The sequence below is a fragment of the Sphingobacterium sp. WOUb80 genome (assembly GCF_050058145.1).
In the GTDB taxonomy this organism is placed as follows: Bacteria; Bacteroidota; Bacteroidia; order Sphingobacteriales; family Sphingobacteriaceae; genus Sphingobacterium.
Map to the genome: position 1 here is coordinate 239543 of NZ_CP165617.1, position 22099 is coordinate 261641.

General features: G+C 42.7%; 11 protein-coding genes. 10 read left to right on the forward strand and 1 reads right to left on the reverse strand.

The features are described 5' to 3' along the window. Positions 1–53: 53 nt before the first annotated feature. The 10 genes from AB1Z56_RS00960 (at position 54) to AB1Z56_RS01005 (ending at position 17688) form a co-directional block, all read left to right on the forward strand. Positions 54–1337: a Gfo/Idh/MocA family protein gene (locus AB1Z56_RS00960; RefSeq protein ID WP_426790822.1), complete on the forward strand. Its 1284-nt coding sequence runs from the start codon at positions 54–56 to the stop codon at positions 1335–1337. A gap of 527 nt (positions 1338–1864) precedes the next feature. Then, entirely contained in the window at positions 1865–2875 is a 1011-nt protein-coding gene (locus tag AB1Z56_RS00965; RefSeq protein WP_336833372.1) for a LacI family DNA-binding transcriptional regulator, read from the forward strand. A 195-nt stretch (positions 2876–3070) separates the two neighbouring features. Next, positions 3071–5656 (forward strand): alpha-amylase family glycosyl hydrolase, encoded by a 2586-nt coding sequence (locus AB1Z56_RS00970; RefSeq protein ID WP_426790823.1) that lies wholly within the window; start codon positions 3071–3073, stop codon positions 5654–5656. 11 nt (positions 5657–5667) lie between these two features. After that, positions 5668–8637 carry a SusC/RagA family TonB-linked outer membrane protein gene (locus AB1Z56_RS00975; protein WP_426790824.1) on the forward strand — a complete coding sequence of 990 codons (2970 nt, stop codon included), beginning with the start codon at positions 5668–5670 and terminating at the stop codon, positions 8635–8637. Positions 8638–8648: 11 nt separating this feature from the next. Next, positions 8649–10244, forward strand: a complete 1596-nt coding sequence (locus AB1Z56_RS00980; protein ID WP_309364930.1) for a RagB/SusD family nutrient uptake outer membrane protein — start codon at positions 8649–8651, stop codon at positions 10242–10244. A 31-nt stretch (positions 10245–10275) separates the two neighbouring features. Then, positions 10276–11295 carry a SusE domain-containing protein gene (locus tag AB1Z56_RS00985; protein WP_426790825.1) on the forward strand — a complete coding sequence of 340 codons (1020 nt, stop codon included), beginning with the start codon at positions 10276–10278 and terminating at the stop codon, positions 11293–11295. A gap of 6 nt (positions 11296–11301) precedes the next feature. Then, positions 11302–13164 (forward strand): glycoside hydrolase family 13 protein, encoded by a 1863-nt coding sequence (locus AB1Z56_RS00990; protein WP_426790826.1) that lies wholly within the window; start codon positions 11302–11304, stop codon positions 13162–13164. 33 nt (positions 13165–13197) lie between these two features. Further along, complete coding sequence (gene pgmB, locus AB1Z56_RS00995) at positions 13198–13845, forward strand: beta-phosphoglucomutase (protein WP_309364935.1); 648 nt, start codon at positions 13198–13200, stop codon at positions 13843–13845. A 107-nt stretch (positions 13846–13952) separates the two neighbouring features. Beyond that, a complete protein-coding gene (locus AB1Z56_RS01000) occupies positions 13953–16262 on the forward strand; it encodes a family 65 glycosyl hydrolase domain-containing protein (RefSeq protein ID WP_426790827.1) in 2310 nt (769 codons plus the stop codon). 100 nt (positions 16263–16362) lie between these two features. After that, the gene (locus AB1Z56_RS01005; protein ID WP_426790828.1) at positions 16363–17688 is read left to right on the forward strand and encodes an MFS transporter; all 1326 of its coding nucleotides are present in this window, start codon (positions 16363–16365) and stop codon (positions 17686–17688) included. A gap of 225 nt (positions 17689–17913) precedes the next feature. On the opposite strand, the gene AB1Z56_RS01010 is transcribed toward AB1Z56_RS01005, so the two are convergent. Continuing rightward, positions 17914–21870 carry a hybrid sensor histidine kinase/response regulator transcription factor gene (locus AB1Z56_RS01010; RefSeq protein WP_426790829.1) on the reverse strand — a complete coding sequence of 1319 codons (3957 nt, stop codon included), beginning with the start codon at positions 21868–21870 and terminating at the stop codon, positions 17914–17916. Between the last annotated feature and the right edge of the window lie 229 nt (positions 21871–22099).

Here is a 22099-nt window from a genome sequence, read left to right on the forward strand (position 1 = left end):
GGGATTAAATAAATGCCTCTAAGTACGCGCAGAAAATAAATTATAAATTAAGAATGAAAAGAAGAGAATTTATTGCAAAAGGAATTGTATCATCCTTGGCATTTACAATCGTCCCCCGCGCTGTATTGGGTGGAAATGGATTTCTGGCACCAAGTGACCGGATTAATCTCGGTTTTATTGGTGTTGGGAAACAATCCTATACCTTGATGAATGGCCTTAATCGCTGCAAGGAAATTGCAAGTCTGGCTGCCTGTGACGTAGACCGTAATAAGTTAGCAGCATTTATTGCTGCGACAACGAAAAAACAAACGGAATTGTCAAAAGTACAGACCGAGATCAAGGCCTATCACCATTATCGGGAACTATTGGATCGAAAAGATATTGATGCTGTTGTCATTGCAACACCAGATCATTGGCACGCACAGATTGCGGTCGATGCGGCTAAAGCTGGCAAAGATATTTATTGTGAGAAACCCCTTGCATTGACCATTGCCGAAGGCCGTGCAATGGTCGATGCAACCCGAAAATATAAACGTGTATTTCAGACGGGCAGCATGCAGCGTTCTTCCTATAATTTTAGACAGGCAGCAGAACTGGTTATCAATGGTTATATCGGCAAAATAAAGGAAATCAATGTTTCTGTGGGCGAGCCTGTCAAACAATGTGACCTTCCCTCTATGCCAGCTCCCGATTATCTCGATTGGGATATGTGGGTAGGACCTTCACCATATCGGGGTTACAATCCGATATTAAGTCCACCTTTGGAGGACGATAAGTGGGCCTGGTGGCGTGGTTACCGTGATTTTGGCGGTGGTTACATCACGGATTGGGGAGCACATATGTTTGACATCGTGCAATGGGCCCTGGGCATGGATGAATCGGGCCCTGTTCAGTTTAATCCACCGAAGGAAGCCAATAGCAATAGCGGGCTCTCTTTTAGCTATGCTAATGGCGTTCGGGTAAACCATGTGCAATGGGGAGTACATAATGCGATCCAATTTATCGGTGAAAAAGGTAAGATTGAAGTAAGTCGGGAATTTATCCGCTCAAATCCAGAAAATTTAGCCAATCTTAAACTGACCTCTTCTGATCGTCGTTTGTATTATAGTGATAATCACTATCAGGACTGGGTTGATGCAATTAAAAAAAGAAGTAAGCCTATCTGTGATGTTGAAATAGGTCACCGGACGAGCTCAGTGTGCAATGCCATCAATATTGCGTATGAACTTCAAAAGGATTTAAAATGGAATCCACAAAAAGAACAGTTCGACAATGACTATGCTAATCTCATGCGCAGTCGCCCTTATCGCGGGGAATGGGATTTTAGAAAGTTCTAGGAAAGAAAATGGGCGATTAATTGTAAACAGGCTTAGCAAAATACGCTAAGCCTGTTAAGCACCCGCTCACAATTTTTTGATCAAATAGTGAGGAAAGATTCGTACCTGCTTCGTACCTTATTCGGATGCGATACAGATATTGTACAGTTCCTGAACAGATTCCGAACAGACCCTGAACAGGAATTACTTGTTCAACTTTCGATCAATAGCCGTAGCAAGATTCTCCACATCCGAAGGTGGTACGAACACAATACGAATACAACCCGAAGACAGCATTAGCGCTGTAGACACAAAAGGCCATATAAAACAAGTTTTTCTGTTAACGGAAAGTGGATGAAAGCAAGCATATTGGAATGATCATTTACACGATTTGATCACTCGATCGCTTTTCTTATCGGGAGATAAAAAAAACATGGCCCGCTGATTTAAAACAAAAAGGACAAAAAGAAAATTTGCTATTCTGGATAGATAATTGCTTTATTTGTATCCAACAATTATTACATTCGAACAGCAAAGGGAATCTTGATATGTCGCAATTAACAATAGTAGATCTGGCCAAAAAACTTGGCTTGTCAAAATCGACCGTTTCCCGTGCATTTCGGGATAACGTGGACATTAATCCAGCGACAAAAGCTCGGATTCTGGCTATGGCCGAAGAAATCGGTTTTTCGCCTAATGTTTATGCTAGTAGTCTAAAGGCAAATAAAAGTCTGACCATTGCGATTATTATTCCCGAATTTGGTAATAAATTTTTCTCGCAAGCCATCAAAGGAATTGAGGCTGTGGCGCGCTCTAAGGGCTATCATACCTTGATTTATGTGACGGATCATCAGGTGCAAAATGAAGCCTCAATCGTACGTTCACTGGCCAATGGACGGGTGGATGGCGTTATCATTTCGGCTTCGGGTGAGGGGAAAGACCATTCGCATTTACAACTTTTAGCAGAGCGCGGCATTCCAGTCATGTTTTTTGACCGTGCATACGACGATTGGAAGGGGGGCTATATTACGGGCAATGACTTTGATTCGGCTTACCTGGCAACCAAACACTTGATCGATAATGCCTGTAAACGGATCGCTTACCTCGCGATTAATCCGAATGTCTCTATCGGTAAGGTGCGTAAAGATGGCTACGAAAAGGCGCTGCAGGAAGTGGGGATTCCGATCAGACCAGCGCTTATTTTGGATACGGTCAATGATGCCGATCAAAATATGAAAGATATTGCCGACTTGATCGAGCAGGAGAAACCCGATGCCATATTTGCCTCGGTAGAGCGCCTTGCTATTTCGAGTATACGAGTCGCCAAGCAACTCGCAATTCGTATTCCTGAAGATCTTAAAATCATTTGTTTTTCTTGTCTGGATATCGCCGATCTGATTGACCCGGCACTGAGCGTAGTGAAACAACCAGCCTATGAAATGGGGCAATTAGTAACAAAATACCTATTGGATAAGATGGAAGACCCCGAAAATAGTAAGTTTGCTAATTCGGTTTATCTTGATTCCCAGCTTATTTTCCAAAAATCTAGCCTGAAATAAGAAAAAAAATATTTGTTTTTTGTAATCCCATTATTTAGCTTTGATTACTTTCGGGAACATTCCCGAAAGTATTTAAATAATCAATTTGTATAAAATATTGGATAGGGAAATCCAGCAAATCGCCACAAGCGATTTCTTTTTACCTTGATTTCGGGAACGTTCCCAATTTCAGATTCCAAGTAAAGCTAATTATCGATGGGGAAGCATATCTCTCGTTTAATAGGGTATCTCTGGGTGATTGTCCTATTATCATCATGTGCAAATAAAAAAGATATCGTGGATGTCGAGCAACCTCCTGTTGTTGAACAGCAGGGATCTGGTTTACTCAATCTTTCCGCCCCATTTATCTATTGGGATCAGGAAATTACGTTGCAATTTGATCTTTCGAAAGGAAATGCGGCTTTAAAAAGTAGCACTACCGACCTGTACCTACACGCCGGATTGATTCCTGTCAATGGGGGCAGCTGGCAACATCTAGCAACAGATTGGTCAAAGAATGACAATGCTTATAAACTTAAATTTGTTTCTGCTGGTTTATATTCATTCACATTTACCCCCGCCAAATTTTTTAACCTGACTAATGGTGGAGAATTTGGTCAGATGGCACTTTTAGTCCGCAATGGTGATGGGTCGCTGGTCCAACGAAACAAAAATAATTCAGATCTATTTCTTCCTCTTGTAACGAGCAATACACAGGCCATTCGTTTTGTTTCGCCTACGCTGCAACCCACAGATCCAATTACCCTGGAGCAGATGTACACCGTTGGAGATAATCTGAAGCTAAAAGTACAGGCAACGCAGTCCGGAAAAATCAGTATCTGGGACAATGGTTTATTGCTTGCTGAATCTTCTGCTGGACTGTCATTAGAAAAATCGCTCAGCCTACAGAGCAATGGCCTGCATGAGCTTGAAGCACGTCTTGAGGCCGGGGGCAAAATATATTTCAGTAAAGCACAGTTATTTGTGCAATCAAAACCTGCCATCGCTGCACTCCCGATAGGCATCAATGCAAACGGAACAACCATAAACAGGGAAAAAGGAGAGGTCAGCTTTGCGCTCACAGCGCCATTAAAAACGAGTGTGTATGTCTTGGGCGATTTTAATAACTATAAAGCGTTACCAGCCTATGCGATGAGCCAGACACCGGATGGAAAAACCTGGTGGGTTACCGTATCGAATCTGGATTTCTCTAAAAAACAGACTTATCAGTTTTTGGTGGACGGTCAACTGAATATCGCCGACCCCTATGCTGAGCTGATTCTTGATCCGCAAAACGACGCGGCACTCGGACTGGCCGAGGCTGCTGTACCCGCTTATCCCGCTGCGGCACACGGAGTAGTTAGCGTATTGGATCTCCCAGCCAAGTCCTACTCATGGAAAACCACGCTATTTAATAAACCAGCTCAAGGTGATTTAGTTATTTACGAACTCTTGGTCCGTGATTTTGTCAAACAACATCAATATACCACATTGAAAGACTCTTTGCCTTATTTAAAAAGGCTGGGTGTAAATGCGGTCGAGCTAATGCCTGTACAGGAATCGGAAGGGAATTCGACCTGGGGATATAATCCCTCTTTCCACCGCGCTTTGGATAAATATTATGGCTTAAAAAACGACTTGAAAGCATACGTTGATGCTTGTCATGAAAATGGTATTGCAGTGATTTTGGATGTTGTTTTTAATCATGCTTTTGGTCAATCCCCGCTAGTGCAGCTTTATTTTGAGCAGGGCAACGTCGCTGGCAATAGCCCTTGGTTCAATACGGTTGCCAAGCATCCGTTCAATGTTGGCTTCGACTTTAACCATGAAAGTAGTTATACGCAGACTTTTGTCAAGGATGTTTTGACCTATTGGATGCAGGAATACAAGATTGATGGGTTTCGATTTGACTTGTCTAAAGGGTTTACACAGAAAAATTCGGGTACCTCAGAAAGTGATTTAAGTGTATGGAATGCTTACGATGCGTCACGTGTGGCTATCTTGAAGCAATACCAGCAGCATATTCGCAGCATCGATCCCTCGTGTTATATTATTCTCGAACATCTTGGTGGAGATCAGGAAGAGGCCGAACTTGCGCAATCGGGGATGTTGCTATGGAACAACATGAATGCGGTCTTCAATGAGGCTGCGATGGGCTGGAATGCCAACAACGGCTCGGATTTAGGCAGATTATTTCCTTCGGGCCACGGCATGACACAACCTTCGTTTGTGTCTTATATGGAAAGCCATGACGAACAGCGGTTGCTGTTCAAATGCCTGAATTACGGTAATTCATCAGGTAGCTATAACATCAAGAACCTCAGTACGGCATTAAAACGTATGGAACAGGCCGCCGTGTTTTTATTGGCTTCGCCCGGACCTAAGATGATCTGGCAGTTTGGCGAATATGGCTATGATGTGTCTATCGATGAAAATGGACGGACAGGGGAAAAACCGCTTTTGTGGACTTATCTGCAGCAAGATGATCGCAAAAGACTCTTTAATACGTATGCCAAACTCACCCGTTTCAAAACCAAAAATAGCATTTTTCAAGATGGGAAAATTGTTGCCTCGGCAATGAAAGAAGCGATTAAATATTTTGTACTGGAAAAGGATGGACAACAAGTAGGGGTACTTGGGAATTTTGGGGTAGAAAGTGCAGAATTTACCTTGCCACAGGCATTACAGGGGATTTGGGTGGATAATTTTACGGGGAATGAGCTCAACTGGTCCAATCAGTCGAAACTGAACCTTTTGCCGGGACAGTACCAATTGATAAGCAAAACAAAACTAAATAAATAAACAGTTATTTTATGAACAAACAGCTACTACGTCCATTTTGGGCTCTGAACATGCTACTCGGTGTAAGTGCTTCGGCATTTGCCCAACAGGCTACGCTTCAAGGGCGGGTAATGGACCAGAATGGAAGTTCTTTGGTGGGTGCTACACTGCGCTTCGAGGAGCTTCAAAAATCACTGTCTACCAAGGCGAATGGGGATTTTAGCCTGGATAGACTACAAACGGGGAAATTACGGCTGAAAGTAAGTATGGTCGGATACGCTAGCTTGGATACGTTAATTCAGGTGAAAGATGGCCTCAATCCGTTAAATCTATACCTCAAATCCAATACAAGCGCATTGGAGGAAGTCGTTGTGATCGGTTATGGTACGCAAAAGAAAAGTGATCTTACCGGGTCGATCAGTACGGTGAGTTCCAAGGATTTTCAAAAAGGACAGATCTCTTCACCCGAGCAGCTCATTATGGGCAAAGTTCCAGGTGTGCAGATCACAACCAGTGGAGGGCAGCCGGGTGCAGGAAGCACAATCCGTATCCGTACAGGGGCTTCATTGAATGCCAGTAACGATCCATTGATCGTCGTAGATGGAATTCCCTTGGCTGGTGGCTCTGTATCAGGCGTAGCGAACCCATTAAGTTTAATTAACCCGAATGATATTGAAACATTCACCATCCTGAAAGATGCCAATGCAACGGCAATTTACGGTTCGCGCGCATCGAATGGTGTCATCTTGATCACGACAAAAAAAGGGAGCCGTTCAGGAACCCAAATCAACTTCTCTACACAGAACTCGCTGGCGACGGTAGCCAATAAAGTTAAGTTGCTCAGTGCAGATCAAATCCGCGATTATGTCAATACCAATGGTAGTGATGCGATGAAAAAACTGCTGGGAACTGCAAACACCGATTGGCAGGATGTGATCTATGGCAATGCATTTACAACGGACAATAATGTTAACATTGCTTCCAGAGCCGGAAATATGCCTTACCGTATTTCTGCAGGTTATATGAATCAGGACGGGGTGCTGAAAAATGATAACTTAAAACGGACTACTGCGGCATTGGCCTTGACACCGAAATTTCTGGACAATCACCTTTCGCTGGATGTGAATGTGCGCGGTACCTGGTCGAAATCCAAATTTGCAACGCAAGACGCGATCGGAACAGCGATTCAATTTGATCCGACACAACCGGTCTTTGTCGAAGATAAAAATAGTTTTGGTGGGTATTATGAGTGGATCCAAGGTGGTAAACCTAATCCAAATGCGCCACGAAACCCACTGGCTTTGTTGGATCTGCGGAAAGACAATGGCGATGTATTTAGAAGTATTGGAAATGCGAAAGTGGACTATAGTTTTCATTTTCTTCCGGAACTGCATGCTAACCTAAATGTAGGTTATGATTTGGCCCGCTCAAAGGGGAATACATTCACCCCTGCGATAGCTGCCCGCAACTTCAATGAGGGCGGTGAAAGAACGCAGTATAAAACTGATATCAATAATAAAACCCTTGAGTTCTACCTCAAGTATGACAAGGAATTGCCTGCAATCAAAAGCAATATTGATGCGACGTTAGGTTACGGCTATTATAAAAATAGCAGTAAAGTCTACAACTTTAACCGTACAAATGCCGAAGGGGATAAAATACTCAATGAACCAACGAGAGCTTTTGATAAACCCGAAAATTTATTGATCTCCTATTATGGACGTCTAATTTATACTTACGACAATCGCTATGTGGTATCGGGAACATTACGGGCAGATGGTTCTTCCCGCTTTAGCCCTGATAATCGCTGGGGATATTTTCCTTCAGTGGGTTTTACCTGGCGGGCGAAAAATGAAGGATTTTTAAAAGAAATTGCGGCAGTATCGGAGCTGAAACTTCGTTTAAGTTATGGAAAAACCGGGCAGCAAGATGGTATAGCCAACTATTCTTATTTACCTAATTATACTATCAGTGGCAACGAGTCCATGTACCGTTTTGGTGATGAGTACTATTATTTAAATTCCCCTGTCGCCTACGATAAGGATATCCGCTGGGAAAACACGACAACCTACAATGCCGGCGTTGATTTTGGTTTTAGCAACAATCGCGTCTATGGTAGTGTGGATTATTATTCGAAAAAGACCAAAGACCTGCTCAGTACGATTCCTGTTCCTGTAGGCTCTAACTTTAGCAACTTCCTATTGACTAATGTCGGTAACATGGAAAACCAGGGGCTGGAGTTTAATGTACACCTTGTTCCGCTGAAAACGGATAATTCGACCTTGGATATAGGCTTTAACCTGACCTACAATAAAAGTAAAGTAACCAATCTGACGCAGAGTGATGATCCAAACTTTATTGTGGAGACAGGCGGAATCCGTGGTGGTACAGGTGGAAATATTCAGGCACATAAGGTTAATTTCATGCCAAATAGTTTCAATGTATTCCAGCAAGTGTACGATAGCCAGGGGCATCCTGTTGAAGGTGTCTATGTGGACCGTAATGGAGATGGAGTGATCAGCGATAACGACCGTTATTTGTACAAATCACCTTTACCTAAATATCTTTTGGGTTTCACAGCTGCCTATAGCTACAAGAAATGGTCGGCAACGACAGTGTTGCGTGCCAATCTGGGTAACTACGTCTACGATAACGTTTCCTCTAACCTGGGCAGCGGTGCGAATATCAATGATCAAGCAGTTTTGGTCATCAACAATGCTCCTGTAGATTTTTTCAATACCAATTTCTTGCTCAAACAGCTTAGAAGTGACTACTATATCAAGAACGCTTCATTCCTGAAGATGGATAATATCAACCTAAGCTACAATCTAGGGAAGTTTCTCCGGAATAGTAAGGCTTCCATGTCAATTTCTGCAACCGTCCAAAATGTATTTACAATCAGTAAGTATAAAGGCGTTGACCCGGAGATATCCAATGGTATAGACGACCGTTTTTATCCTCGGCCGCGGACCTATGTTTTGGGTGTAAATGTGAATTTTTAAATGAAATAACAATGAAAAGATTAAATAAATATATAGGTGTTTGCTTGCTGGCCATGGCTTTGAGCAGCTGCCATAAGGATTTGGATTTAAAACCGACAAACGATGTAACCGCGGATGTAGCTTATAAGGATTTTAAAGGCTACACCTCGTCCTTTGCAAGATTATATGGTTCATTGACCTTAACCAGTACATCGGGGCCGAATAACTCTGACCTAGGGGGCTTGGATGCAGGTACGTCTGATTTTTTGCGCCTTTTTTGGAATGCGCAGGAACTTACTACAGATGAGGCTGCATGTGCATGGCTCAATGACTCGGGAATTAGTGGGCTTGATTACCTGGATTTTGACGACAGCAACCCTATGCTGCGGGGCCTTTACACTCGTTGTGTCTATAGTGCCACTCTTGTCAATGAATTTTTAAGAGAAAGTACGGATGCCAAATTGGCTGAGCGTGGTATTTCTGATGCAGATAAAACAGAAATAGCCTATTATCGTGCGGAAGCAAGATTCTTACGTGCTTATAACTATTGGGTACTGCTTGATTTGTTTGGAAATCCACCTTTCGTAACCGAGGAAACTCCTGTAGGCAAAATATCGCCACCGCAGATTAAAAGACCCGAGCTTTTCGCTTATGTAGAGAAAGAGTTGTTGGAGGTTGCAGGTCAGCTAAAAGGGGCCAGACAGAATGTATATGGTCGTGTGGACCAAGTCGCGGCATGGGGACTTCTGGCCAGATTATACCTCAATGCTGAAGTCTATCTAGGTGCTGGAAATAAAAAATATAGTGAAGCCATTACGTATTCGGAAAAGGTATTGAACTCGGGCTATAGCCTGGGGACAAATTACAGGGAGCTTTTCTATGCAGATAATGATGTGAACAATCCGGAATTTATTTTCTATCTGCCTTACGATGGAACCAAAACACAGAGCAAGGGCGGTACAACTTACCTGATCAATGCGGCGATCGATGCAACAATGGATCCAACATCTTTCGGTGTACCCGGTGGCGGTTGGGCAGGAAATAGGACCCGCGATAATATAGCAACGATTTTTGGTGATTATTCCGGGGCCACAGACAAACGGGCAATGTTTCACTTAAATGCAAGTGTTAAAATTGAAGATATCGCTGTTTACAAGCAGGGATTGGCAGTTACTAAATTCCGCAACGTGAATAAGGACGGTAAGACTGCTCCTCCGGCGGCTGAAGGGTTCGTTGCTTCTGTAGACTTTCCGTTGATTCGTTTGGCAGAAATGAATTTGATTTACGCTGAAGCTACCTTGCGGGGCGGTTCTGGCGGCAATCTGGCAAAAGCATTGGACTACGTCAATAAACTGCGTGTACGCGCCTACGGCAACAACAGCGGAAACTTAACAAATCTTTCTTTGGATGATGTTCTCAATGAGCGTGTGAAAGAACTATACTGGGAAGGATTTAGACGTTCGGATCTAATCCGTTACGGCAAATTTACAGGCGATAATTACCTCTGGCCTTTTAAAGGTGGTGTGCTTGCTGGTCAGGCAGTTGCAGGGTATAGAACGTTGTTTCCGCTTCCAGCTTCAGACATTATCGCGAATTCCAATCTTGTACAGAATCCAGGTTATAATTAATCGTAATCGAAAAAGAGAACTTATTAAACAGATGAAAATACTACACTATATCGGAATGATCTTGACCTTGTTTGTGGTCTTCCAGAGCTGTAAAAAAGATGAAACTCAGGCGCGTCTGTCTACGGAGGATGCGGTAAAAGCAGCTGTATTAACCCTAGATAAAACCAGCCTAACCCTGTCAAAAGAAAACGCAGGTGATACGGTGCTGCACCTTTCGCTGGTGCCAGCAGATTTTGGGTTTCAGGCAGCGGTAACCAATGTGCTCCAATTTGGGCTCAAAGGGGACAATTTTAAAACAGTAAAGGAAGTGGTCGTTCCAAGCGGACGTATGGCAATAGGCTTTACGGGTTATGAATTGAACGGTTACCTACTTGCGCTGGGAGTTCCAACAGGCGAGGCATCTGAGTTTGACATTCGCCTAAAGTCGAGTATCAATGCGAAAATTGCGGCTGTATATTCGGTTCTGTCAGGTTTTAAAGCAAGCCCTTATGCGTCGACGAGCTATTTGTATGCCATAGGAGCCTATGAAGATTGGGTTGAAGCTAATGCCGAATCGTTGATTTCGCCAACGAGCAATGGAATCTATACAGGAATAATCAATTTTCCGGAAGGAAAATTAACATTTAAACTGACTCCTGAACGGAATTGGAGCAATTCGTATGGAGAGACCGAGCCAGGTAAAATAGTTTATAATGGAGGTCAGGACATCAAAGCACCTCGCGCTGGTAGTCTGGAGTTGGAAGTTAACACAACAGCCAATACCATCTCTTACAAAGACCATAGTTGGGGCATTATTGGCAGTGCCACACCGAAGGGCTGGGATAGCGATACGGATATGAAATTTGATAATACCAATCAGGTATGGAAGCTGACTGTTAGTTTGACAGCAGGGGAAATAAAATTCCGTAAAAATCACGATTGGGGAACCAATTTTGGCGGTGCTAATGGAAGTTTGTTGGCCGGCGGTGCCAATATAGCTGTAGCGCTTGCAGGGACTTATGATATTGTTCTGGATCTCAATGCAAATACCTATACACTGACAAAGAAATAAGAAGGAATGATGTTACAAAGAAGTAAAAAGATGACCACAGCATTAGTGGCGCTAACTGTGCTTGGATGGAGCCCCTTATTGGGGCAATCCATTCAACGCGTAGAACCCTTAAACTGGTGGGTAGGAATGGAAAATCCGACCTTGCAGCTCGTCGTCTATGGACCTCAGATCGGAAAAAGCGAGGTACAGGTAGAGGATAAAGGAATCGAGCTTGTCAAAGTCAACCGTGTAGAAAATCCCAACTATCTGTTTTTGGATGTAAAGGTTGCCGCTTCGGCCAAACCGGGCTGGTCAACATTTACTTTTAGTCAGGGAAAGAAAAAACTAACTTACCGCTACGAGTTAAAACAAAGAGACCAAAAAATAAAAGCGCAAGGTGTGAGCAGCGCAGATCTGATTTATCTTATTATGCCGGACCGTTTTGCCAATGGAAATAAGTCAAATGATCAGGTAAAGGGTATGCTGGATATGAGCTTAAACCGCGATTCCATGTACTTGCGCCATGGTGGCGATCTGGAGGGTATTATCGGAAAGCTCGATTATCTGCAGGATCTTGGCGTAACATCACTGTGGTTGACACCTGTATTGACCAACGACATGCCACAGGCTTCCTATCATGGCTATGCCAATACAGAAACATATCATATCGACCCTCGCTTTGGCAGCAACGATATGTATGTACAATTGGGTGAGCAGTTGCATAAGCGCCAGATGAAACTGATTTTTGACGTGGTACCCAATCATATTGGTAGCTATCATTGGACTGTGAAAGACAAACCGATGGCTGATTGGCTCAATGAATGGCCTACGTATACCCAAACCTCCTATAAAGATCAGACGGTTTTTGACCCTTATGCCTCAGCAGATGATAAGAAGAAAATGGTCAAAGGCTGGTTTGTGCCCACTATGCCTGATATGAACGAACAAAATCCATATGTTCAAAACTACCTGACCCAGAGTCATATCTGGTGGATAGAAACAGCTGCAATCGATGGTTTCCGGATTGACACCTATCCCTATAATGATCTTGATTTTATGGCAAAATGGACCGATCGTATTCAGCAGGAGTATCCAAAGTTCACCTTTTTTGGCGAAACATGGGTACACGGGGTTGCCAATCAGGCCTATTTTCTGGGCGGTAAACGGGTTGGTCAGGACGTGGATTCCAAGCTGATGGGCGTAACAGACTTTCAGCTTAATTATGCAATAGGTGATGCACTTAACCAAAAGACGGAATGGACCGCTGGAGTCAATAAATTGTATTCGACCTTGGCTTCGGATTATCAATACCCACATCCCGAACGAAATGTACTTTTCTTGGATAACCACGATAAAGACCGTTTTTTTTCCGTTGTAGGTGAAAATATGCGGAAATATAAATCCGCGATGGCTTGGTTAATGACAACTCGCGGTATTCCTCAGCTCTACTACGGGGCTGAAATTTTGATGAAAAATTTCTCGAATCCAGATGGTTTGCTAAGGGAAGATTTCCAGGGAGGCTTTGCAGGAGATAAACTAAATAAGTTTAATGCGGCCGGAAGGACAAAGAGCGAACAGGAGATGTGGACCTTCGTTCAGACACTCGCCAATTATCGTAAACAGCACGCTGTATTGCAGACGGGAAAAACAATGCAGTATGTGCCCGAGGATGGTGTTTATGTCTATTTCCGCTACAACGAACAGCAGACAATCATGGTTGTCATGAATTGCAATGACGCAACTAAGAAGCTTAAGCTCGACCGTTTTAAAGAGCGAAATAACCAGGTGAAGTCCTATTTTGATATTATCCAAAAACAAGAGACCATGCCAGCTGACAATATCTTGAAGTTGGAAGCGTATGAGACGAAGGTTCTGGAGCTGAAGTTCTAACATAAATTAAATTTTTATAGCATTCATTTTTCAATGATTAATTATAATACTGTAAGAGCCGTCCTATTTGATCTGGACGGTGTGCTGGTGGATACCGCGATTTATCATTTTCAAGCTTGGCGTAGGTTAGCGGCTGAACTGGGCTATTCGTTTTCTATTGTCGATAATGAACAGCTGAAAGGTGTAAGCCGTGTTGAATCCCTGGAGCTAATTTTAAACTGGGCAGGATTGGAAAAATCCGAAACAGAGAAAGCCGTTTTGCTCACCAAAAAGAATCAATGGTACTTGGAATTGATCGAGCAGCTTAGTCCTGAACACCTGCTCGCAGGCAGTTTGGATCTATTAAAAAAACTGCGGGAAAAGGGTATTCGGATAGCACTTGGTTCGGCTAGTAAGAATGCTTTGGGCATTCTTGAAAAAACAGGAATTGTTGATTATTTCGACGCGTTGATTGACGGAAATGCTGTACAGCTTTCTAAACCCAATCCTGAAGTTTTCCTGAAGGGGGCTGAGGTTTTGGGAATCGAGCCGGCATGCTGTCTGGTGCTGGAAGATGCCCAGGCTGGAATAGATGCGGCAAGGGCAGCAGGTATGCAAGTAATAGGAGTCGGACAGGCCGAACATCTTAACGGAGCCGATTTAGTGGTGCCCGATTTAGGCACCTTAGTCGATAAATTTTAAATTTTAGGAGCAATTCAAGTGATGGAAGCAAGGCGTAGATCATATTGGCAAAGAAGACCAGTATGATTGAAGTGGAGTGCCCGTCGCGCATTGAAAAAAATAAAAAGATGAAAACATATATCAAACATAACCCTTGGCAAATTATCGAAGACACCTTTCGTCCCGAGTATAATGAATTTTCGGAAAGTATCTTCGCTATTGGTAATGGTCGGATGGGGCAAAGGGCTAATTTTGAGGAAGAGTTTAGCGGAAAATCGTTACAAGGGTCGTACCTAGCCGGTATTTATTATCCGGATAAAACACGCGTAGGCTGGTGGAAAAATGGTTATCCTGAATATTTCGCCAAGGTCATCAATTCTGTTGATTGGATAGGGCTACATATTCTTGTCAATGGTCAACCGCTTGATCTGGCGAAAGTGACTGTTAAATCCTTTGAACGCCGTCTGGATATGCAAAATGGAATTTTATACCGAAGTTTTATCGCGGAGATGCCTGATGGGGTACAGCTTAAGGTAGAAGCAAGCAGGATGTATCATCTTTTTGCTTCTGAAACGGCTTCATTGCAATACAAGATCGAGGCACTTTCGGGTCGAATAGCACTAGAAATACGGTCACATCTAAATGCAGAAGTTGTTAACCGCGATAGCAACTATGATGAACAATTCTGGGAAAGCACAGCGCAAGGTCAGGAGGAAGATCACATTTTTGTGACCGCGCGTACCAAGAAGACAGGTTTCGAGGTTTATGCGATGCTGGAAAACATACTGAGTTCTTCCGATGGTCACGTGGAAATACAGGATACGAGGACAAGCCCTGGTTATATGGCGGAGGTTTTTACAGCGGATCTCGCCGAATCTAAAATGTGTTGTTTTGAGAAGCGCGTAGCTATTGTGACCTCGCAAAATCACGCTTTATCCCAGTTAAGAGATGTTGCTTTAGCTAATCTAGATCAGCTAAAGGCGATGAGTTATGAACAGCTTAAAGAGAAGCAGGCTACAGCATGGCAGCAGATCTGGGCAGAAAGTGACATCGAAATCAGTGGGGATGTGGCTGCGCAGCAAGCCATACGTTATAATATTTTTCAGCTCAACCAGACCTATACCGGCGAAGATGAGCGACTCAATATTGGGCCTAAAGGTTTTACAGGTGAAAAATATGGTGGCGTTACCTATTGGGATACCGAAGCCTATTGTATTCCATTTTACCTCGCAACACAGTCACCAAAGATTGCCCGTAATTTATTGATTTATCGTCATCAGCAGTTGGACAAGGCGATCGAAAATGCCGCAAAACTTGGCTTTACCAATGGAGCTGCACTTTATCCAATGGTGACGATCAATGGGGAGGAATGTCATAATGAATGGGAGATTACTTTTGAGGAAATTCATCGCAATGGAGCCATTGCATTTGCGATCTATAACTATGTCCGTTATACGGGAGACCAAGATTACATCTGGTCACATGGTTTGGAAGTCCTAGTGGCAATAAGCCGATTCTGGGCACAACGTGTCAATTGGAGCTCCGAACGTGAGCAATACGTGATGTTGGGCGTGACGGGACCAAATGAGTATGAAAACAATGTTAACAATAATTGGTATACCAATCGTATTGCATCCTGGTGCCTAGAATATACCTTGCACTGTCTGGAAAAACTGGGGCAGCTAAATTCTGGTCACCTGATGTCTTTAAAAGACAAATTGACAATCCGGACAGAAGAGCTGCAAAAATGGCAACATATTATCGATAAGATGTATTATCCTTTTGATGCGCAGCGCAATGTATTTTTGCAGCAAGATGGTTTCCTGGACAAAGAGTTAATTCCTGTCGCGCAACTTGACCCGGCTCAACGTCCAATCAACCAGCATTGGAGTTGGGATAGGATTCTGCGTTCCTGTTATATCAAACAGGCCGATGTATTGCAAGGTTTTTACTTCCTTGAGGATCAATTTGACCTGGAGACCCTAGGTCGACATTATGAATTCTATGAGCCTTTTACGGTGCATGAAAGTTCGCTCTCTCCCTGCGTACATGCAATATTGGCCGCTAAATTGAACAAGCCCGAAAAAGCGTATGAATTCTATCTGCGCACCTCACGTTTGGATCTGGACGATTATAATAACGATACCGAAGACGGTTTACATATTACGTCGATGGCGGGTACCTGGATGACAATCGTAGAGGGCTTTGCAGGAATGCGGATTAAGGACGGACAATTGTATTTAAATCCGATGTTGCCCAAAGAATGGGAAGGATATAAATTCCGGGTGTTATTTCGAGGAGCGACCTTACTGATTGCAGTAGATGCCGATGGCTATACGATCGAAAATGTCAGTGATACTGCAGTCCATATCCAGACGGTAACCGAAGCTTTCGTGCTGCCTGGGCAAAGCAAAAAACAGGTGTTTCAGCTGAGATAAACCCCAGTTTTCAGCAGTGAAAGAACCTATCTTATGCAGCTGAAAATAGGGACTAAATGGTAATTAAATTGTATTTTGTCTTAAATTTTGATAGCCTATTATGGGAAATAAACCTGAATTAAGCATTAGCCAGGTCATCAATATGAGTTTTGGATTTCTGGGGATACAAATGGGTTTTGCTCTGCAAAATGGCAACGCCTCCCGTATTCTCCAAACATTTGGTGCTGATGTGGAGCATCTTTCACTTTTTTGGCTTGCTGCTCCGATTACGGGGATGATTGTACAGCCAATTATAGGCCATTATAGCGATCGGACCTGGAATAGATTGGGCCGGCGGCGACCTTATATTTTGGTGGGGGCACTGTTGACTACCCTGACTTTATTTTTAATGCCCAATGCGGCATTATTGACAACATTAATGGCGCCGCTTTGGATCGGTGCCGGCTTATTGATGTTTATGGATGCTTCCATCAATGTGACGATGGAGCCCTTTCGGGCGCTGATCGGTGATAATCTGCCGAGCAGTCAGCGGAGTCTGGGTTTCTCGGTACAGACCTTTTTAATCGGGATTGGCGCTGTCCTTGGCTCGCTACTTCCCTTTATGTTGACAAAGTATTTTCATGTAGCAGGGACTTCTGAAGCCGGGCAGGTACCGAGTAATGTTATCTACTCCTTTTATGTAGGCGGTTTTGTCCTGCTTCTAACGGTATTATGGTCTGTGTTCAAAACAAAAGAGTACTCACCAACAGAGCTTCAGACTTTTTCGGATGCGGTTGCTATTGAACAGGATGCGACACCAAAGTTTGGCTTGCGTTCTATCTTTAGTGATATCGGTAAGATGCCAGTGATCATGCGCAAATTGGGCTGGGTCCAGTTTTTCTCCTGGTTTGCCCTTTTTATGATGTGGGTGTATACAACTCCTGCTATTGCTGATTCGGTTTTTTACCTGCGGGAAGGAAATCGGCAGGATCTCTATATGGAGGCTGCCAATTGGGTAGGTGTGCTTTTTGGTATTTACAATGGAGTCTCGGCCTTGTATGCCTTGTTTATTCCGCGGATAGCTAAACACTTTGGGCGTGGAAAAACGCATGCTCTTGGGCTTTCCATTGGTGGGCTTTCGTTAATTTCATTATTTCTGATCAAAGATGCCAATCTACTGATTCTTCCTATGATCGGTATTGGTATCGCTTGGGGAAGCATTTTGGCAATGCCTTATGCAATTTTGAGCGATCATTTGCCTACGGGTAAAATGGGAGTTTATATGGGGCTATTTAATTTTTTCATTACCCTACCTCAGATTGTGTGTGGATTTTTTGGCGGAATGATCATCAAATATTTTTTTCATAGCCAATCCATTTATGGCTTGTTGTTGGCCGGCATATTTATGTTGCTGGCGGCATTCTTTGTTCCAAAGAGTAAGAATTAAGTGCATGCCATTATCGTAGACGTAGGCTAAACCCTCTACGTCTACGTTTTTTTTCTTCGCTAGAGTCTTTCAATAAGATTTTCTAGCTCCTTGTAGTTGTCCCCGATTCTTTCTTTACCTAGAGGTGATTTCTTTCTTTATCAGTGCCGATATTCTTTCGGCATCTCGGGATCAGTTTTTAAGCCATTGGAATAATCTTCTTCCTGGTACTAGAACTGGCGTTCATCACTTGCTGTTTTCAAGAATATAGCTGCTTGGCGACATGCCATAGTGCTTATGAAAGTCCCTTGAAAAATTGGATTGTACGGTATAACCGACCATCGTTGATACCTGGGTGATGTTATACTCTTTTTGGGTGAGTAGTTCTGCCGCCTTTTTCAGCCGTGAAATATTGATCAATTCATTGGGCGTGAGGTCGGAGAGTCCTTTGATTTTACGGTAAAGGGTTGGACGGCTCATATGCATCAATTTGGCGAGTTCATCCACATTGAGATCTATCGTTGAGATATTCTCATAAATAATGGTATTCAGCTGACTGATAAAATCTTTGTCGGGTGCTGAAACGTTAATATCCATTAAGTTGGAGCTGGAAGAATTGGTCAGGTAATTCTTGATAATTTTACGGTTTTTGAGGATGTTGCGTATCTGTACCATGAGGAATTCAAGCGAAAAAGGTTTTTCGATATAGGCATCGGCACCATTTTTTAATCCCTGAATTTTTGAATCCAGCGCATTTTTTGCCGTTAGAAAAATAACGGGAATATGGCTATACAGAATATCTGTTTTGATGCGTTTGCATAGTGCTAGGCCATCCATAATGGGCATCATAATATCTGTTAGTACAAGTTGTACATTCTCTTGGTCTAATATTTCGAGGGCCTCGGCACCGTTCCCTGCCCGTAGAATGGTGTAGCTGGTTTTCAATTCTTTATTGAGGTAGGCCAATATTTCTTTATTATCCTCGACGAGCAGAATCACCGGCTTTTCTTCCTCCTGTTCATCGGATCTATCACTCAATACATGATCGTCGTTATCTTCCTGAAAAGATTTGATGTCGAGCGATTGTTCCTGAAAAATTGGGATCGATAGCAGGAATATATTGCGGTTTTCTTCCAGATGTACAAGGGATAAGTTTCCTTGGTGCAATTCGACCAAGGAGCGGGATAAAGGAAGACCAATGCCCGTCCCCGTATCTTTATCGGATTCATTTAAGCGATAAAATGGTTCAAATATTTTTTCTCTTTTCTCAAAAGGAATGAGCTCACCATCATTCTTAAACTCGATATTGAACATAATATCATCGCTATTAAAGGGGAGGAGTTTGACATAGACTTCTTGATCCGCATATTTGATAGCGTTGTGAATCAGGTTGGTAAAGATTTTTCGAAGGGCTTCCTCATCCACATAAGCCGTGAGACTGATACGCGGGAGACTGAGGTCATAGTGCAGCTGTTTATCTTTTGCAAGATAATTTAAATCGTGAAATACTTCGGATAGGAGGGCATTAATATCCGTTTTAGTAAAAATAAGGCTCATATTGTTGGTTTCTGCTTTTCTAAAATCCAGTAATTGGTTGGTGAGGCGAATTAATCGTGCCGTGTTTTTTTCAATCAGAGCAAGGTCTTTGGCTGTGTCGCGATCGGTAAATTTATGGTTATTGATTATTTTCTCAAGGGGCATTTTGATCAGTGTGAGTGGCGTACGAATTTCGTGAGCCAGGTTGGTGAAGAATTCCAGCTTGAGGTTATATATCTCCTGTTCTTTTTTTCGTTCATAACTATCCATCTTTTGGGCATTGTTGGCCTTTATAAGGAGGAAGTAATACCGTAATACGAGCAGTGCAATGGTGCCGAAGCTCAAAAAATAAAGTAAGTATGCCCAACTTGACTGCCACCAAGGTGGCGAAACGATGATGAGCAGTTTTTTTTCATTTGGATTCCAGACGCTGTTGTTATTTGCACCTCTGAACTTAAAGGTATAAGTGCCCGGAGGAAGTTTATTGTAATATATTTTTTGATTGCCTGTAATATCGGTCCAGTCTTTATCGTAACCTTCCATGATGTAACGATAAGGATTGCTCTTTGGGGAAACAAAGCTCAAGGCGGCGATATGGAAGCTAATATTGGAATTGTCGTAGGTCAGTTGGATCTCTTCTGATAGGGAGATGGATTCTTTCAGTATGCCATTTTCACGAACAGGTACGCTCACATTGTTAATCTGAATGCCGCTGATGAATATCGGTGGAATAAAGCTGTTCTTAATGGATTTTGTGGGGTTGAAGCTAACCATTCCTTTAATCGTCCCGAAATATAAAGTCCCGTCGCTATCTTTAAAAGCCGAATTATAATTAAACTGATCTGCAGGAAGCCCGTCTCTCGATGTATAGATGACCCTACGCGGGACCCCCTCATCCAGTCGGACCAGTCCACCACCGGTAGATATCCAAATGCTCCTGTTGTCGTCTTCTAGGACCTTGAATACCTGATTGGAAGGTAAACCGGATTCGGTCAGATAATTGGTGAAGCGCCCATCACGGCGGTATTTTGAGAGGCCGCTTTCGGTGCAAAACCACAAGTTATTTTTGCTGTCTTCAAATAGACCGTTGACGTAATTATTGATGAGTGTATTTTGTTTACCTTGTTCGGATAACAGATGCTGAATTTCTCCCGAACTGCGGTTATATTGGTAGACCCCACTACCGTAGGTGTTGACCCAAAGTATACCATATTCATCTTCATAAATGCCTTGTATCCATGCGGTAATAGGAAGGAGGTCAAAACTGTCGCTATTTTTGTTGTAGCAGTATAGTGCGCGGTCTGTCCCGACAAACATGCTATTGTCTTTAGACTTATAGAGGCATACGGCAAAGCTGCTTTGTATGGGGCCTTTGCCGATACGGTCATAGTGTTTTTTTAGTTTTCCGGTTTTTACGTCGAGAATGTCTAGTCCATGTGTTGTGGAGCCTACCCAAAGATCGTCGCCGATTGTTGCCAGGCCATGAACATTGTTATGCGCTATACTTCCCTTTTTTCCATTGGCAAGGAAGTGCTGAATCTGTTGTGTTTGAGCATCAATTTTGTTCAGGCCGCCGTCTTCTGTTCCTATCCAAAAATTTCCATAGCGATCTTTTTTGATATCGTGTACAATATTGCCTGATAGGGCCGATTTTCCGAATCCGGATAGATACTTTTTGAAATTGTCGAATTGGTTGCTGTATTGGTTAAAGCCGCCAAAAAATGTTCCAAACCAGATATTGTCTTCACGGTCCCGATAGAAATTCAGGACAGCATTGTCAGATATGGCAAATGGATTGAGCAGATCTTTTTTGATGTGCTGGCTCTGACCTGTGTGAATATCATAGGTATATATTCCAGTTTCTGTTCCGATCCAGTATATAGACTCCGTTTGTTGAATAATACAGTTTGCTTGGATGACTTTATTGGGGTAATGACTTGCAAATAGATTTTTTAACCGGCCGTTTTTGAAATCAAACAAATAGGCCGAATTGATTGTGCCGACCATCAACAGGGAATCATTGATAGCGTAAACGGTTTTTGTATTTGCCAATGCTTTTCGATCGATCTTTTTAAGGTCAACTTCGACAAAGTTGCTCGTATTAACCTGATACCGTTGTATGGTACTGTTATTGTCCGTTGTCCACAACCCGCCTTTCTTGCTGCTGGTAATCGCTACAATGGTATTTTTGTTCTGATCAAATGGAATTATTTCTGTTGTATAAGAATTATAGCGATAAAGTTTTCCGTTCGAAAGCAACCAGATAAAACCGGCGTATTCGTGGATGGCGTTTACTTCACCGATTGGTACACCCCTGAATGGTGTAAAATTTTCTTTAATAGGATCGTAACAATAGGTACCGCGTGTGGTTCCCACCCATAGCACTCCTTTGCTGTCTGTGAGAATACTTAAAATGGACGAACTTCCGATACTTGTGGAGTCTGAAGCATTGTGTCTAAATATCTTGAATTGATTGCCATCAAAGCGATTGAGGCCATTCCTTGTCCCTAGCCATAGAAAACCCTGAACATCCTGTGTAATACATTTGACCGTGCTATTGGAGAGACCATCGTGGGTTTGATAATTTTTAAAATAGATCGACTGTGCCTGCACGTTAATACATGCTAGCAAGATATATAAAAGGAGTATGGTGGTTATTCTTTTCAAAACTGATTACGTTGAACTAAAAATAGTCAATTAAAAGATAAAAAAGAGTTTTACTGATACGCTTTGATATAAAATTGAGACGCTCTGATTGGACTAGCTACAAGGATTTACGCATTTTTATAAAACAATAATAACCAAATATAAACGTATGTTTCGCCCTAGAATTATGACAGGTAAGTCCTGTGTCCTTGTTTTTCAGTTTGTTAGGTTTTTGTTTTTACCTGTGAGA

Coding starts and splice junctions, on each gene's coding strand:
- AB1Z56_RS00980 (WP_309364930.1), top strand. CDS start 8,649: ATGAAAAGATTAAATAAATATATAGGTGTTTGCTTGCTGGCCATGGCT.
- AB1Z56_RS00965 (WP_336833372.1), top strand. CDS start 1,865: ATGTCGCAATTAACAATAGTAGATCTGGCCAAAAAACTTGGCTTGTCA.
- AB1Z56_RS01005 (WP_426790828.1), top strand. CDS start 16,363: ATGGGAAATAAACCTGAATTAAGCATTAGCCAGGTCATCAATATGAGT.
- pgmB (WP_309364935.1), top strand. CDS start 13,198: ATGATTAATTATAATACTGTAAGAGCCGTCCTATTTGATCTGGACGGT.
- AB1Z56_RS00960 (WP_426790822.1), top strand. CDS start 54: ATGAAAAGAAGAGAATTTATTGCAAAAGGAATTGTATCATCCTTGGCA.
- AB1Z56_RS00990 (WP_426790826.1), top strand. CDS start 11,302: ATGATGTTACAAAGAAGTAAAAAGATGACCACAGCATTAGTGGCGCTA.
- AB1Z56_RS00985 (WP_426790825.1), top strand. CDS start 10,276: ATGAAAATACTACACTATATCGGAATGATCTTGACCTTGTTTGTGGTC.
- AB1Z56_RS00970 (WP_426790823.1), top strand. CDS start 3,071: ATGGGGAAGCATATCTCTCGTTTAATAGGGTATCTCTGGGTGATTGTC.
- AB1Z56_RS01000 (WP_426790827.1), top strand. CDS start 13,953: ATGAAAACATATATCAAACATAACCCTTGGCAAATTATCGAAGACACC.
- AB1Z56_RS00975 (WP_426790824.1), top strand. CDS start 5,668: ATGAACAAACAGCTACTACGTCCATTTTGGGCTCTGAACATGCTACTC.